Genomic DNA, 13,741 nt, shown 5'->3' with positions numbered 1-13,741 from the left:
GAGGAATTTCTCCCTCCCATTCTATTAATCTAAGTTTGGTTTTTTCACTTTAAAATACACAACCGTCAGAATCGCTCCTACAGCCAGTGCAAGCACATTGGCGATAATATAGTTGATATGTCCGTTTCCTTGTGCCGCGACAATCGCGAAACCAGGCAGTGCAGTCGCACCAAAGCCTAATGCCTTTATTCCTGTCATATATACATACGCTCCGCCGATGGCACCGCCAATGCAGCCCATAACGAGCGGAAATCTATATTTCACGTTAACCCCAAACAGTGCAGGTTCAGAAATTCCGAATAAAGTCGAACCAAACGCTGAAATGCCAATCTGTTTGGCTTTATCATTTTTCCATAGAGCCAAAGTGTACCCAAGCACTGCTCCACCCTGTCCCATCAAAGCAACCGACATTAGCGGCATAATGAAGTTCGATCCTGTGTCAGCAATCAGCTGTGCTTCAACTGCTCCAATGACGTGATGAAGGCCGGTAATAACAATCACCTGCTGGATTCCCGCAAACAGCATGAACCCGACAATCCCTAAGTTATCAACACTCCACATCAGACCCGCCGTAATTCCATCTGATAACAGACGGCCAAATGGGCCAATAGCCGAGAATAATAGAAAACCAGAAACGACAATCGTTAGAAATGGCGCCAGGAAAAGTTTAATAATATCCGGAACTTTTCTGCTGAAAAATTGATCAAGCTTAGCCACAACAAGTCCCATTAACAATGCAATGATAATCCCGCCCTGGAAGGCAACAAGTGAAACTTTTAAGCCAAATAAGCTGATGACTTCCGGTTCGACTGTTCCGTTTCCAACTAAATAAGCATTTGCAAGATCGGGGTGAAGCATAATTGCACCAAGCACTAACCCTAGAACCGGGTTGCCGCCAAATCGCTTTGTTGCCGAATACACAACGAGCAATGGCAGAATTGTAAAGATCCCGGTTGACATGATGCTGATAAAGCGATTAAATCCAGCAATGGCCGGATACATTTCAACCACCGACTGTTCGCCGAAAATCCCTTCCTGGCTGAGAAGTCCCGTAACCCCCATCAAAAGTGCAGCAGCCAATAATCCTGGAATTATTTCAACAAACACATCGGATAAAGCCTTGATCCCTTTTTGGAACGCATTCTGTTTCTGGGCAGATTGCTCTTTTACGTCGCCAAGTGACATTCCTGAAATGCCTGCTTCTTCTGTGAAGACAGCATACACATCATTAACTGTACCTGCCCCAAAGATAATCTGCAGCTGATCTCCAGCTACGAACGAACCTTTCACAAAATCAAGTTCTCCAATGGCCTTCGTGTCTGCCAGTGAATTATCTATCAGAACCAGCCGCAGCCTTGTGGCACAGTGGGCTGCACCCTGAAGGTTTTCCTTCCCTCCAATTAACTTTAGTAATTCTTGGACTGTAGGCAGGTATTTGGATTTTATGTTTGCCATTTGTCTATTTCCTCCCCTTTATACAGAAACGGAAACGGAACCGGTTCCATTTCTGTATAAAAAAATAGTCATGTTTGTTTATCATCTTTTTGGAACCGGTTCCATTTCAGTTCAAAAAACAACCCGCTTTTCACCCGATATAAGGGTTCGTTGCGCGGGAACCGGTTCCATTAATTTGATTATAGTACAGTTTTCAGTTTTCAACAACCTATTTTTGAAAACGTTATCAGCTTTTTACACATTTCACGCTCTCGCCTTCAATAAAATCAAATCCGGAGACCTGTAATGGCGTGACTTCTTCCCTGTTGGTCAATTTAATAATCGTCTCGGCAGCCATTACACCTGTCTCTTCATTTTTAAAGCGAATAGTCGTAAGGGAAGGATGAATGACTTCTGAAATATTGTATCCCCCAAAACCTGCGATTGAAAAATCCTCCGGCACTTTTTTGCCGAGTTTTGAAATGGTCTTCAGAGCCCCAAACGCGATTGTGTCAGTCGCACAAATGATGGCTGTCGGTGAGATGTCCTTAAGCATTTCCTGTGTGATTCTGGCTGCATCCTGCAAATCAAACTGGGATACAAAGGTTTTAACATCAGAAACTCCTGCTGTTTTTAACCCCTCCAAAATTCCCTGCTTCCGGCGCTGCCCTACTGCAATATCGCTTTCGGCTACTCCGATATATGCGACAGCGCGATGCCCTTTTTGTGCAACAAACTGGCCCATTTTAAATCCTGCCTGATAATCATCATTAATAATGCAGGTGCAATGATCGACTTCCTGTGCGACGATCAGAACCGGAATTTGTATGGAGTTAATCGTCTCGATATGTTTTTCCGTTACGCCTGTCGCAATCAGAATAATGCCGTCGACTTTTTGGCGGGACAAGCTGATTAGGCTTTCGATTTCCCGGTCAACATGCTTGCTTGTACTAATGATCAAGGTGGTATAATCCCTCTTTCTCAGTTCTTCATCAATGGCCATCAGCACCGTCGATGTAACATAAGAATCAAGCGTAGGTGCAATGACCCCAATAAAGTTCGTTTTCTTAGCCTTCAGGCTTTGCGCAAACGAATTAGGTTCATACTTCGTTTCTTCAATCACCTTTCTAATTTTGGCTTTTGTCTGTTCGCTTACATGGCCGCCATTCAAATACCTGGAAACCGTACTCTTGGCAACTCCGGCAAGCTTCGCTATATCTTTGATCGTTGTATTCATGATTTGTTCACCTATTTGTAATTAGAATTGCTTTTATTATATATGAATAGAGGAAGTAATTATAGGGAACTGCGTGCTGGAACCATCGTTCTTCTGGTAAGATTCAATTAATTCCGTATTATTACTGCTTTCATTACAGTTTTCCCGGGAACTGTTTCGATTAACTGGCTCACCAGCCTCTATATCTCATACCAAAATGTTTTTTATAATAAGGTGTCCTCCGCTGTCATTACTTTAGTAGATCCTCTTAAAAACCACAGCAGCCATCAGAGTTGCATTCGTCATGGGGAACATATAGAAAAATCATAAAAAAGACATCATAATCTATTTACATAACCATTAAAATACACAAGGCAAATAGCCGTCCTGAGGGCGGCTTTTTGATCATTGCTTTATTGAATTCTGATTCGCTAAAGGCGAACTTGGTCCATTTTTGATTTACCTACTCACAATCCTTTTCCGTAATAATCAGCGGTCTCATCATATCATGATCCTCGTGTTCAAGAATGTGGCAGTGCCATACATATTCTCCTGTATAATGCTTAAAGGGAACTATAATTCTCGTGACTTTTCCTGGTTCAACTCTTACCGTATCCTTCCATCCATTTTCACTTGGATCTGGATGATGTTTTTTTCCAAGTTTAATTCCATTGCCATTTTTAATCCATTCTTTTTCATTAAAGGTTTTTACGTCAAAATCCTGGCGTTCGAGAATTTGAAATTGAACAAGATGAAGATGGATGGGGTGTGTAATGTTAGGTGGAATGCCAAGCGGACTATTAGAATCAAAAGTAGGATGGGCAAATTCCCATATCTCAACACTATCAATCTCTGGGAATTCTGTAGCAGCATTCATAAATCCAAGGTGGTTTATCGTTAGCTTAAACCTTCCTAGCCCATCTGGATCTTCAGTCATGACAAATCTTCTTACTTTTGGTTTTGGATGAATCTTTTTAGGGTCTAATTTTTCAAAATGGCGAAGCTTATTTGGAATGGCACTTCTATCTTCGCATTCAGCCTTGATTCCTACTCTGAACTGCATAACATCCTCTTTAAACGTTTCAGGCTTCCCTTGAAGATTCAATTCTTCTGTTCGAAGCGTTATCGTCTGACCTGCATATTTCGAGAAATCGATAATCACATCTAATCGTTCAGCCGGATCCAGCGGAAATTTTTTCAGCCGTTTTGTTTTGCTTATCAGCCCGCCATCAGTGCCTACTTGATAGAAGGGCTGTTCTATTTGGTGTTTGTCCCAGAGTTTAAAAGTAAAACCGTTTGTATTAGAAGCATTTAGCATTCTAAAGCGATATTTTCTTGGCTCTACGTTAAGATACGGCCATACCTTTCCGTTGACCACCATGGTATTCCCAATAAAGGCACGAACAACTGATGGATTAACGGGAGATGGAGGAACAGAGTTTGCAGGATAGAAAAGTGAGCCATCTTCCCTAAAGGTTTTATCCTGTATCATCAGCGGTATATCATATTTACCCTTTGGAAGATCAAGGCATTGCTCATGTTCATCGTGAATAAGGTAGAAGCCTGCCAGACCAGCATAAAGATTAAGTCTTGTGACTCCCAATGCATGGTCATGATACCATAGCGTAGTTGCCTGCTGGTCATTTGGATATTCAAATACTTTAGCGTTGTTCCGTATATACCAGTCTTCAGGATGACCATCGCTGTCAGGTGCTACATTCGCTCCATGAAGATGCACGACCGTACGCACCTCAGGATTACCCGCAGCGCCGTGAAGCGTTTTATCTACTGGCAAAAAGTGATTCAATGGCAAATGATTGATCCATTTTACCTTTACTGCTTGTCCTCTCATTGTTTCAATCGTAGGGCCAGGATACATTCCATCATAGCCGTAGATAACGGTTTCATTAAAATCTCGATGAAACCGGTGCTTTCCACACTTCATTTCAACCTCATAATAGGCCCCATCTTCTCCTTGAGAAGTCGGATTGAGCACCTCTGGGATCGGGAGCTCATCAGCAAATTTTTGGATAGTACCCGGCTGTTTAACGGCTACACCTTCTTTATATTCAAGACACTCATTTGTTTCAAGACTCCCCATTTCTTCTTTCATAAAAATCACCACCTTTTTTGATAGAGTAGAAGCTAGTGCTTCATTAATAGTAAATGAATAAAAAAATAGTTGGTGTCGGCCAATACTGGAAAGGTGTAAAAATGTGTGAATACCAGTCTACAAACAGTCCATTAAAAAAAGCCGCCAATACTGACAGCAATAATTAATTAACAACATTGTTTAACAAAACAAAAAAATAAAGCAGAAAAACAATTCAAATACTATGAGTTGGTTTTCTGCTTATTCGGAAATCCAGGGGGATAATAATAAGGCGGAACCTTTAGCCATCCTCGTTTTCGCATAAGTGTTTTTAGAGTTCCACCAAACATAGCCCATTCAAGAAAGAATTCAATCCATATTTTGCCTGCATCATTACGTACTGCATCTGCTTGTCTCTTTGCAAAAAGCTGGTAGCATGTAACGAGATTAAATGTTAATCCGTTTGCATTTTCATCATCTGTTAACTTAACCCCTAAAGGAACAGCGTTAGGCTCTGATTTCGGTTTTGAAGAAGTTACATCATGCATTGGAATTCCCTCCTCTTTCTTTTTTTAATATTCCTCATTATCGATAGAAAAATGTATCATATTTTTATTTCCGGCTGGATTTGATAGTTCTATGAGAAACGATTAATGTACTTTAATGTTCATACGGATCCAATGGCAATGTTTTTTTATGAACTTAACCATTAAGGGCATAAAAGTGTATAAAACACATCGAAAAAGCACACCTTATATTTGCTCTTATTCAATCGTGGGGTGGAAAATCATGGAGTGGTTTAGCCGCAGTAATCATTCATTCCAATTTAGCTTGTTTTCTGTAAATCACATAGCTGCCTTAAGCATTTTTTTGCTTGTTGCAGCTGCTATATTTCTAAACCGAAAGAAATTAAATGATCAGAAATGGAGAAGGATTGAAATAGGGACCGCTTTTTCATTGATCTTAATTGAAGGTATGAATCACGTTTGGATGTACATCAATGGAGTATGGAGTTTCGGTCGCTCCCTGCCTTTGGAATTGTGTAACATTGCTCTTATTTTATGTATTTTTTTACTAATGACGCGAAGAAAAATATTTTTTGAGTTGATGTTCTTTATAGCTGTTTTGGGTGCTACACAAGCGATCATCACCCCTGCCCTGACATATGATTTCCCGCATTTTCGTTACTTCCGCTTTTTTTATGAGCATATAATGGTAGTATGGGCAGCCTTATATTTTACCTGGGTAAAAGGCTATTATCCGTCTTTCCGGTCATTAAGGAAGCTATTGATCTTTATCAATCTCCTTTTGCCAATCATCTTGTTCGTAAATAATCAGGCAGACGGAAACTATTGGTTCTTGAGGCACAAACCTGAAAGCCCGAGTTTATTTGATTTACTGGGTCCTTATCCATGGTATATCTTTACATTGGAAAGTGTGTTGATTGCCCTAAGCTCTATTACCTGGTTCCTCTTGCGAAAGCGAGTGAAAAACGGGGAACGTACTCAGCTGAATATTGATCTTGCTAAACAGGAAGAATAGATTACACTAGTAAATTTTTGCTTGCCGTTTAAAGAAAGCAGATATAAAAAATTAAAAAGAAATGAGTGTCAAAGATGAGAACTTTTCTCCCTGTATTGGCTCACGTCCTGGCAGCTTTTCTTACTGCATTTGCAGGAAGAAAATCAGAAAATAAACAAGATAGGAAACTCTACTTTGCCTTAATGGTCGGCGGCTTTGTATGGTCCCAGTTACAGACCGAATATCTTATATGGAGAATAAAGAAGAATACCGATCGTTCTTTAAATAAATAAGAGGATTAACTACATTAGCACCAAAGGTAAAAGATAATTACCAGTTATTTAGAACATTACATTTACACTAAAAAGCCGCCAGTACTTATACAGACGGCAGAAAATTTGTTTAACCGGTTTTCAAATTCAGATTAATGTATTATGAGCTTCATTCCCCATGCAGCTGCATAAATAGGGGTGGCACCTTACAAGGATGAACCTCAATTTTCTCCCATACCTTTCCGGTTACATAAGGTTCTTCTTTAAGCCATAGGTCCAGTTCCTCTCTTGATGGATACTCCACCACCATCAAGCTGCCAATCATTTTTCCTTCATCATCAAGAATCGCTGCAGCATATAAATGCTCTCCTTCTTTACATCTCTTCTCTACACCTCTTAAATGTTCTTCCCTTGCCTGTAATCTTCTTTCCAAGGCTTTCTCATCAGTGCCGTCATAAGCCGTAATAATAAATTGCATAAATTTATCCCCCTCTGCCTTTATTTCGATAGTGCAGCGACTGCTTCTATTTCAACTAATTGATTTTCAGACAAGGTACTGGGAACATTATGTAGACCAAACGCTTCTCTAGCTGTGTTCCATACAGTCACTAAATCAGACTGATCAACAAATGCTACCAGTACTTTCGTATAAGGTGCATCCTTTAACCAAATAATAACACAATAAAGTGTTTTCTAATGATCAACTCTATTCAGAGAAAACTCGTCATTACCCTGGCGAGTTTTTGTTATTTCATGCCAGCTAACAGCCAGTTCTTTTCTTTTTAATTTGTATTGGAAGGATCGGCGCATACATTCATCTGTACAGCTAAGATTAAAAATATATGTATTGTTAAACAGACATCGGGATATTTCTATTAGGAACGGTAAATCTGAGCAGAATTTTTCTAAAAAGGAGTGTAAATTATGAAAAATGTTGCTAACAATGTCCATATAGGTGAATTAATTGCTGTCTCCAGCGTTTTTAATTTAAATACTTTTCAAATGATCACATTACTGGAAAATGGCTTAATGGAAGTATTCGATAACAAGGAAGCTTTTTTTAATAAGTATGGAAAAAAGGAAACATATGACGAATTGGATTGGTGTGAGTTAAATAATGGAAGAATCTTTACTATGACGAAATAGGAAGGGAATAAATCCTGCAGCAGACGATAAGGAACGCAAGCATCTTCTGGAGAGTATACGTATTCACTTGCTATAGATGGTAATTTTATAAATGCTGATGATAGCATCGCTTTATTAGATCGTGCACTTATGGCAACAGTCATTAAAACATGATTTTTATGCATAAAGCAGAAAGTGTTCTTCTTAGCTTTAATGCTCTCCTCTCTTTTTTCTCAAATCCTCTGATAAATGAGTGTTTTATTGTAAATTATAAGGTTGTGTTAAAAATTGAGGAGGGATCTGTATGCAACAGGAGCAACAAGCGAAGAACAATATGATGAAACCGGCCGGAACCGATCCGCAAAAAATAAAACAAGAAATCCAAAAAGATGTAAGCCGGGGGCAAGGTGCAATGACTTCCAGAGAAGCAGGAGCAATGAGAGATTAGAAGACCACTTCCAGTGGTTTTTTCTATTTGAAAATTTACACTGCCAAACAAAATTTTCGAATGAATGTTTTTCAGGGGAAGAACAGCCTGCTAAATAGTGTCTATAATACAGGTTTTTGCCTTGCTATAATAACGACTGTTAAGCATAAATGTAAATCGTCAATCCAGGACCAGTACTATTATGTATGCCTGAGCGCAAAACACGCTCATGGTCAAAATAAGCTGGTTATTCTCCATAGCAGACTTTAACACAAACATAGCCGATACAATAATACTCGCAGTTGTCGTCTGGAGTGTCTCCCAGATTCCTTCTAGGCACAATTTCTATTTGTGGAAATAATGATTTAACCTTTCTTCCAGAAGAACAGCTTGACTGATTCTCTTTCGAATCCCCCAACATTACAGCTCACCTCCTTCATAATAGATTATTCAAAAGGAGGGACAGGTGATTAGTTGTTAATCATGTGTTAAGAGATAGATACTATTTTCCTGATTTTTAAGCTGTTATACGTCTAAAAAATGCCTGCCTTTATTAATAGGCGGGCATTTAAGCTTAAAGGGAAATCCTTTAGCGTTTTTTACAAAACTTAGAGAAAAGTAAATGCAATCCTCTTCATCATTTTTTCTGACATTTTACCATTGTAAATGTAAAAGGAGGTTTCGTTTCATTATCCTTATGCGGCTCCATAATTTCCGATATTTCGATCAGTCCATATTGTCCAAATTCCTGTCTGATTGAGTCGGAATCATAGAAAAACATTTTTACTCCATCCATGATCTCAAAATAGTCTTTACCCAATTGTTTACCCTTTCCATACATCGGGGCTTCTTTTGAAATCGCAGTAAAAATCATATATCCGTCTGGCTTTAACTGATTATAGCAGGAGTTAATGAACTTCTCCCGTTCACTCTCATTCAATAAGTGTATAAGCGCATAACTGAATATCCCATCATAAAGCTTGTCATCAAAAGGCATATCGGTTACGGAACCGTGAAAAATAGGCATCGTAAGCCCATTATCTCTTGCCAATTCAATCGCTGTTTTTGAAATCTCAATTCCTGTTACATCTATTCCATTGTCAATAAACACCTTCGCATTTCTGCCATATCCAAACCCAGGAATTAAAATATCCTTCACTTTCTTTTCGAGGAAAAAATCCTTCGTCTGGATTGCTGAGTCTGAAGGTTCAAATCCCCACATCGTCCGCTTTTCTATAAAGTTTGATTCCCAGAATTCTGTCATCCTTCAATCTCCTTTTGTTTGGCTTCTTTCTTAAGATTAAGCTGTTTTCTATTAGCCTTAGCTATATTTGGAAATTCACCTAACTTGCAACAAAATCGTAATTGTTACGATTTATAAAATCATTAAATCACATATTTATCATTCATGCAACAACTATGAATACACAGGGACGGTTCAAGCGTATCAGATTGAATCGCCAGAACCGCCCCTATGTTTTTGTCATCGCGCTCTTATATCATTTTCAGAAATGATCCAGCACTTTTCCCTTCTCAGGCAGAGAGAATATAGCCCCTTCTCCACTTAAATGCACCACATTTGTCCAAGGAGACCAGCTAACCACTCCCATTATATATAACAATAATAAAGTAACTAAAAACAATATTAATTTATTGAAAAACAATAAATACAGTGTTATAGTCATTTTATCATTAAATCAATGAGGTGCTTTAAATGAGTGCTAAACAAGGTTCAATCACTTTCTTAAAAGTACTTATTTTTCTGATTGGAATTGCGGTGTTTGCTTTGTGTATCTTTTGGTTACCTGAAATAGCCATACAAGATGCAAAGGTACATCCAGATACAGCTTATTTCCTAATCCCCTTTTTAGTATGTGCATATGGATTCTGTATCACGTTTTCCGTTGCGTTGTACCAAGCATTTAAACTATTAACCTATATCGAAAGGAACAATGCTTTCTCTGAGTTATCACTTAAATCTTTAAATGTTATAAAAAAATGTGCTTTTACAGTTATTTTCCTCATTCTGTTAGGAATTGTAAGCTTAAAGGTGCTTGCAGAAGTTACAGGTGACGATGCAGCAGGTCCCATTTCACTAAGTCTAATGGGCATGTTGGCAACAAGTATCATCGCAGGCATTATGGATGTACTTCAAAAGCCATTAAAAAATTTCCTGGATAAAAAACAACTGTAACCCTAGCAGGACTCACACCTCAACTCGATCATAATCGATGGAGACATAGCAGATATTTTTTCTTCCTCGAGCATAAACATCAGTATCGAGCAACAGGAAAGAGGGATAGCCATGTCCTTTATCGGATTTGAATTGATAGCCAAAAGAGCATGGACGATATTGCCTGGCCACACTTTTTCGATGTCCATTTTATGGAACAAAAAAAAGATCCCTTCCTCCATCGGAAGAGATATCTATCATGAATCTGGACTGCTCCTCCCTGATAAAAGAATTGCAGCTACCGGGAGGATCCACCATCTGTCTGATCATACAATAAATCACTATGAACCCTTACAAACAGCACCTTGTAAGCTTATTTGCCGGCCTGACTTTCCCCTGGATGGTCTTAAGATTGAACTGCTTGCGCCGATGAAAGGGATTATGGAACCCATTCATCAAACGGCCGTTCTGTTCTTATGGATCGAGAAAAACAATCTTTTAAGAAAAACAGAGCTTCACTTGGATCCCCAATCATTTGAGAGGATCCCTCCAAATCAATATTTGATCGATCTTTCTTTTTTACTGGGTAAAATTTAGATCAAGCAAAAACTGATTTCTTTACCTTCCATCCAAGCATTAAACTAATATCGGCGTTAAGAAATAAACAATCAAAAAGGCTGTCAAAATACGCATGACGATTCCTAGTACAGCCGCTCCCATTGCCTCCTTTTCACTAAGGTCAGAATTAGCTGCCCATATAACCGGAATTTGACCAAAGATTGTAGACAAAGGTAAGCCGGATGAAGCTAATACGAATGATCCGATGACCAAACGCGGATCCAATGAACCCGCAACTTCTGATAACTGGGCCATGGCCAGCGCAGGGCTTGCCAAAATGGAGAGAATTCCGGTCTCTGGATGAATATTAAGAGCTAACAAAACGGCTGATAAGCCGGATTCAAATTTTGACCAAATCCCGATGTAGTCCAGAACACCAATAGCAGCAAACACGACAGCGGCAGCCGGTATAATGAGAAGGAATAAAAGCTCTGCTCCCTCCCTGGCTCCATTAAATAAAGTGGGTAAAAAGCCAGTCTTCGGTGTAAATTGAGGCAGCTTTGCAATTTGGACAGCTTTCGTATCCCGGTAAATGGTTTTAGAAAGCAGGAACGGGACAACAATGACAGGCATGAAGACAGCCAGCACAACCACGACAAAGGCATTGGCCCCTACTGCCGTTAAAGCAACCATGCCTAACATAAATGTAGCAAAAGACTGCTGGGATTGAACCATAGTGGCTACCGCTATTTTCTGCTCTGCTTTTGTTGCTCCCGAACGGATTAAGATCGGTCCGGCAATTTTCCCGGCAGCATTAATATCACCAAGAATATTATATATGCTTGGAATGATAACAGCCGAATTCACTTTCATCAGCTTTGTAACAGGAATGAATATCCGAATTAGCGCATCCGTAAATCCCAGCCTTTCCAGGACCCGGCCTATAATGACACTGACAATAATGGACACTCCTACCGTGCCGGTTAAGAATATCTCTACGATGACCGGGAAAACCTGGTCGACAATGGAAGTAAATAACCCGGCTAATGTGCCTGGCGTGATTAACAATACCAGCAGTGAGATGATGACCAAACCCAGACCGACTGCTTCAATTCGTGTCCATTTTCTCGTTAAAGGAATCGGAACACTATTCTCTTCTATTTCTAAATTTTCTTGTACTAACGATTTAACCTCGCTCATCTACCTGCACCCCTTTTTTATACTGTTTGGACAGCCGTTTTTTTCAATAGATAGCCTTCAGCCATTTCTTCTGCATATTTCTTTAACTGAGGAGATCCCATTTCATTTAAGGATATGCTTGTCACACGTTCCCGGAAAACAACAACTTCAACATCAGGCAGCAGTCTGTCCAAGGCATAAGCTAAAGGTAAACCATTTTCAAGTATTTCTAACACATGGCAATTTCCGATAATAAAATTAAGTCCTAACTCCTTAGCTGTTTCAATAAGGGGATGTCCGTCATAAACCCGGCTAATGCTAGCGAGAACTGTGTCAGCTTCCGGGTGTTCCTGGATGGCTTGACGCAAATGTTCCGGGGAAAATCCTGTATGCGGGAAAATGTGCACAATATTGTTCACGGGGCTTGTCTCTTCTCCATGAACAATTCTCCCGCGTGTCACTATACTAGTTTCAGACAGAGATGAACTATGGCGTATTTCCTTTTCCGTATGTAACAATTCCTCTTCATCTCTCAGACCCATAAAATGGTCCAGCCGTGTTAAAATATCCCCCAGTGTTTTCACATCAGGGAGTACTTTCCCTGCATATAAAATATTTCCGTGTACGCCTCCATAAGAAACCTCTGTCCGGTATACCTGATGGCCGTGCAAAAAAGGAATGCCAGGATGTAATCCATGGAAAGCTTCATGCAATTCAAATGCAGCGACATTATACAAATCCAGATAGTTTTTCAAGATAACTCCACCTGAATTAGCCGCTTCAGCTATCGGATGATGAGCAACAATGGCATCGACACCAGTGGCGCCGGCAAGTTCGATAGATCCTTCTGTCATTGTCATAGCAACTGCTACTTTTTTTACCTCCTTCTTCATTTCACCATAAACAAGACCAGGCGTTTCAATGATTTCTTTCCCGGGAATGTTGGAAGATTTCATGATGACAAAGGGATGCTCCCCTCTCGTAATGTCATTCAGAGATTTAATCACTCTTCCTCCTGTCAGCTCATCCAGCGCAATCAATACATCTTCTACTGTTTTCATAATGTTGCCTCCTCTATTTTTTTATAAAAAAAACCGTCAGCACAAAACAAACAGACGCTAGTCTGAAAGCTTGTACTGACGGTTTTTATGCACTCTTAAGAGTTCATTTGACCAGTCACCATTATTTAATTACCTTGAAATATAGGCACTTGTATCCTGATCCAGGGTAATGATCGTTCCTGAGAGTTCAGTAACGGGATCATAGTCCTTTAAAATAGAAAGTACCTTCATCCCATATTTTTCTTCCAGGACATTTCTTAAATGTTCCTTATAACTATCTATGATGGCAATGTCAGTCATTCGGGTTACAAAGCGATTAATCTCGTCCAAATGTTTAAGAGATGGAATTCTCTTATGATAGGCGAAAATTAATATCTTATCCCCCAAAAACTCGACTCTTTGACTTTTGACGCCAATGTTAAACAAAAGAAGATTGATATTGTTATAGTCCTTGATCAGTTCCTGTTTAAATGGGCCAGCAGTCCAACTCATTCACTCACACCATATTTTTGAAATTTCAGAATCCTTTGATAAATAGAATTTATCATAGTTAATAGTATCTGTAAAGTGTTTATATTAAAAATCTATTAGCGGCGAGCAATTAGCGGCACGCATCATCCATTTTTTATAAAAAGCCTAATTTCCGATACTGGAAGATTAGGCTTTTTTTAATTGTTGCAAAA

Annotated in this window: 14 protein-coding genes; 5 read left to right on the top strand and 9 right to left on the bottom strand. The window is 39.4% G+C overall.

Annotated elements, in window-relative coordinates; genetic code table 11:
* Nucleotides 1-24: 24 nt before the first annotated feature.
* The 4 genes from AC3WTL_RS02645 to AC3WTL_RS02630 all read right to left on the bottom strand — a co-directional run bounded on the left by AC3WTL_RS02645 (nt 25) and on the right by AC3WTL_RS02630 (nt 5,290).
* Nucleotides 25-1,455, bottom strand: a complete 1,431-nt coding sequence (locus tag AC3WTL_RS02645) for a PTS transporter subunit EIIC (protein ID WP_492368951.1) — start codon at nt 1,453-1,455, stop codon at nt 25-27.
* A 226-nt stretch (nt 1,456-1,681) separates the two neighbouring features.
* Complete coding sequence (locus AC3WTL_RS02640) at nt 1,682-2,671, bottom strand: LacI family DNA-binding transcriptional regulator (protein WP_492368950.1); 990 nt, start codon at nt 2,669-2,671, stop codon at nt 1,682-1,684.
* Between the two features lie 442 nt (nt 2,672-3,113).
* The gene (locus tag AC3WTL_RS02635) at nt 3,114-4,763 is read right to left on the bottom strand and encodes a multicopper oxidase family protein (RefSeq protein WP_252218581.1); all 1,650 of its coding nucleotides are present in this window, start codon (nt 4,761-4,763) and stop codon (nt 3,114-3,116) included.
* A gap of 221 nt (nt 4,764-4,984) precedes the next feature.
* Entirely contained in the window at nt 4,985-5,290 is a 306-nt protein-coding gene (locus AC3WTL_RS02630; RefSeq protein WP_492368949.1) for a hypothetical protein, read from the bottom strand.
* 241 nt (nt 5,291-5,531) lie between these two features.
* On the opposite strand from AC3WTL_RS02630, the gene AC3WTL_RS02625 reads away from it, so the two are divergent.
* Entirely contained in the window at nt 5,532-6,284 is a 753-nt protein-coding gene (locus AC3WTL_RS02625) for a YwaF family protein (protein WP_492368948.1), read from the top strand.
* 420 nt (nt 6,285-6,704) lie between these two features.
* Here the strand turns inward: AC3WTL_RS02625 and AC3WTL_RS02620 are convergent, their stop codons facing one another.
* Nucleotides 6,705-7,013, bottom strand: coding sequence for a YciI family protein (locus AC3WTL_RS02620; RefSeq protein WP_492368947.1), 309 nt, complete (start codon nt 7,011-7,013; stop codon nt 6,705-6,707).
* A gap of 446 nt (nt 7,014-7,459) precedes the next feature.
* Here AC3WTL_RS02620 and AC3WTL_RS02615 point away from each other — a divergent pair, with 446 nt between their 5' ends.
* On the top strand, nt 7,460-7,681 hold the full coding sequence (locus tag AC3WTL_RS02615; protein WP_248347793.1) for a hypothetical protein: 222 nt from the start codon (nt 7,460-7,462) through the stop codon (nt 7,679-7,681).
* Nucleotides 7,682-7,964: 283 nt separating this feature from the next.
* Nucleotides 7,965-8,108 carry a hypothetical protein gene (locus tag AC3WTL_RS02610; RefSeq protein WP_248347794.1) on the top strand — a complete coding sequence of 48 codons (144 nt, stop codon included), beginning with the start codon at nt 7,965-7,967 and terminating at the stop codon, nt 8,106-8,108.
* A gap of 616 nt (nt 8,109-8,724) precedes the next feature.
* On the opposite strand, the gene AC3WTL_RS02605 is transcribed toward AC3WTL_RS02610, so the two are convergent.
* Nucleotides 8,725-9,351 carry a class I SAM-dependent methyltransferase gene (locus tag AC3WTL_RS02605; RefSeq protein WP_248347795.1) on the bottom strand — a complete coding sequence of 209 codons (627 nt, stop codon included), beginning with the start codon at nt 9,349-9,351 and terminating at the stop codon, nt 8,725-8,727.
* 450 nt (nt 9,352-9,801) lie between these two features.
* On the opposite strand from AC3WTL_RS02605, the gene AC3WTL_RS02600 reads away from it, so the two are divergent.
* Together AC3WTL_RS02600 and AC3WTL_RS02595 are read left to right on the top strand one after the other, a co-directional pair.
* Nucleotides 9,802-10,281 carry a DUF2975 domain-containing protein gene (locus tag AC3WTL_RS02600; protein WP_248347796.1) on the top strand — a complete coding sequence of 160 codons (480 nt, stop codon included), beginning with the start codon at nt 9,802-9,804 and terminating at the stop codon, nt 10,279-10,281.
* A 111-nt stretch (nt 10,282-10,392) separates the two neighbouring features.
* On the top strand, nt 10,393-10,857 hold the full coding sequence (locus AC3WTL_RS02595; RefSeq protein ID WP_492368946.1) for a hypothetical protein: 465 nt from the start codon (nt 10,393-10,395) through the stop codon (nt 10,855-10,857).
* A gap of 39 nt (nt 10,858-10,896) precedes the next feature.
* Here the strand turns inward: AC3WTL_RS02595 and AC3WTL_RS02590 are convergent, their stop codons facing one another.
* From AC3WTL_RS02590 to AC3WTL_RS02580, 3 genes are all read right to left on the bottom strand, one after another.
* Nucleotides 10,897-12,018 carry a hypothetical protein gene (locus tag AC3WTL_RS02590; RefSeq protein WP_197216229.1) on the bottom strand — a complete coding sequence of 374 codons (1,122 nt, stop codon included), beginning with the start codon at nt 12,016-12,018 and terminating at the stop codon, nt 10,897-10,899.
* 17 nt (nt 12,019-12,035) lie between these two features.
* Nucleotides 12,036-13,058, bottom strand: a complete 1,023-nt coding sequence (locus AC3WTL_RS02585; protein WP_250800629.1) for a Nif3-like dinuclear metal center hexameric protein — start codon at nt 13,056-13,058, stop codon at nt 12,036-12,038.
* Nucleotides 13,059-13,187: 129 nt separating this feature from the next.
* Complete coding sequence (locus tag AC3WTL_RS02580; RefSeq protein ID WP_248347801.1) at nt 13,188-13,550, bottom strand: Na-translocating system protein MpsC family protein; 363 nt, start codon at nt 13,548-13,550, stop codon at nt 13,188-13,190.
* Nucleotides 13,551-13,741 lie beyond the last annotated feature (191 nt).

It is taken from the genome of Cytobacillus sp. EB106-05-05-XG126, from assembly GCF_058791715.1.
The sequence above is the reverse complement of the archived record's forward strand: the minus strand, read 5'-3'. Positions and strand labels throughout refer to the sequence as shown.

Excerpts from the sequence above, each read along its gene's own strand:
- AC3WTL_RS02580 (WP_248347801.1), bottom strand. The coding sequence starts at position 13,550 with ATGAGTTGGACTGCTGGCCCATTTAAACAGGAACTGATCAAGGACTAT.
- AC3WTL_RS02640 (WP_492368950.1), bottom strand. The coding sequence starts at position 2,671 with ATGAATACAACGATCAAAGATATAGCGAAGCTTGCCGGAGTTGCCAAG.
- AC3WTL_RS02635 (WP_252218581.1), bottom strand. The coding sequence starts at position 4,763 with ATGAAAGAAGAAATGGGGAGTCTTGAAACAAATGAGTGTCTTGAATAT.
- AC3WTL_RS02600 (WP_248347796.1), top strand. The coding sequence starts at position 9,802 with ATGAGTGCTAAACAAGGTTCAATCACTTTCTTAAAAGTACTTATTTTT.
- AC3WTL_RS02585 (WP_250800629.1), bottom strand. The coding sequence starts at position 13,058 with ATGAAAACAGTAGAAGATGTATTGATTGCGCTGGATGAGCTGACAGGA.
- AC3WTL_RS02620 (WP_492368947.1), bottom strand. The coding sequence starts at position 7,013 with ATGCAATTTATTATTACGGCTTATGACGGCACTGATGAGAAAGCCTTG.
- AC3WTL_RS02630 (WP_492368949.1), bottom strand. The coding sequence starts at position 5,290 with ATGCATGATGTAACTTCTTCAAAACCGAAATCAGAGCCTAACGCTGTT.
- AC3WTL_RS02605 (WP_248347795.1), bottom strand. The coding sequence starts at position 9,351 with ATGACAGAATTCTGGGAATCAAACTTTATAGAAAAGCGGACGATGTGG.
- AC3WTL_RS02645 (WP_492368951.1), bottom strand. The coding sequence starts at position 1,455 with ATGGCAAACATAAAATCCAAATACCTGCCTACAGTCCAAGAATTACTA.
- AC3WTL_RS02595 (WP_492368946.1), top strand. The coding sequence starts at position 10,393 with ATGTCCTTTATCGGATTTGAATTGATAGCCAAAAGAGCATGGACGATA.
- AC3WTL_RS02610 (WP_248347794.1), top strand. The coding sequence starts at position 7,965 with ATGCAACAGGAGCAACAAGCGAAGAACAATATGATGAAACCGGCCGGA.
- AC3WTL_RS02590 (WP_197216229.1), bottom strand. The coding sequence starts at position 12,018 with ATGAGCGAGGTTAAATCGTTAGTACAAGAAAATTTAGAAATAGAAGAG.
- AC3WTL_RS02615 (WP_248347793.1), top strand. The coding sequence starts at position 7,460 with ATGAAAAATGTTGCTAACAATGTCCATATAGGTGAATTAATTGCTGTC.
- AC3WTL_RS02625 (WP_492368948.1), top strand. The coding sequence starts at position 5,532 with ATGGAGTGGTTTAGCCGCAGTAATCATTCATTCCAATTTAGCTTGTTT.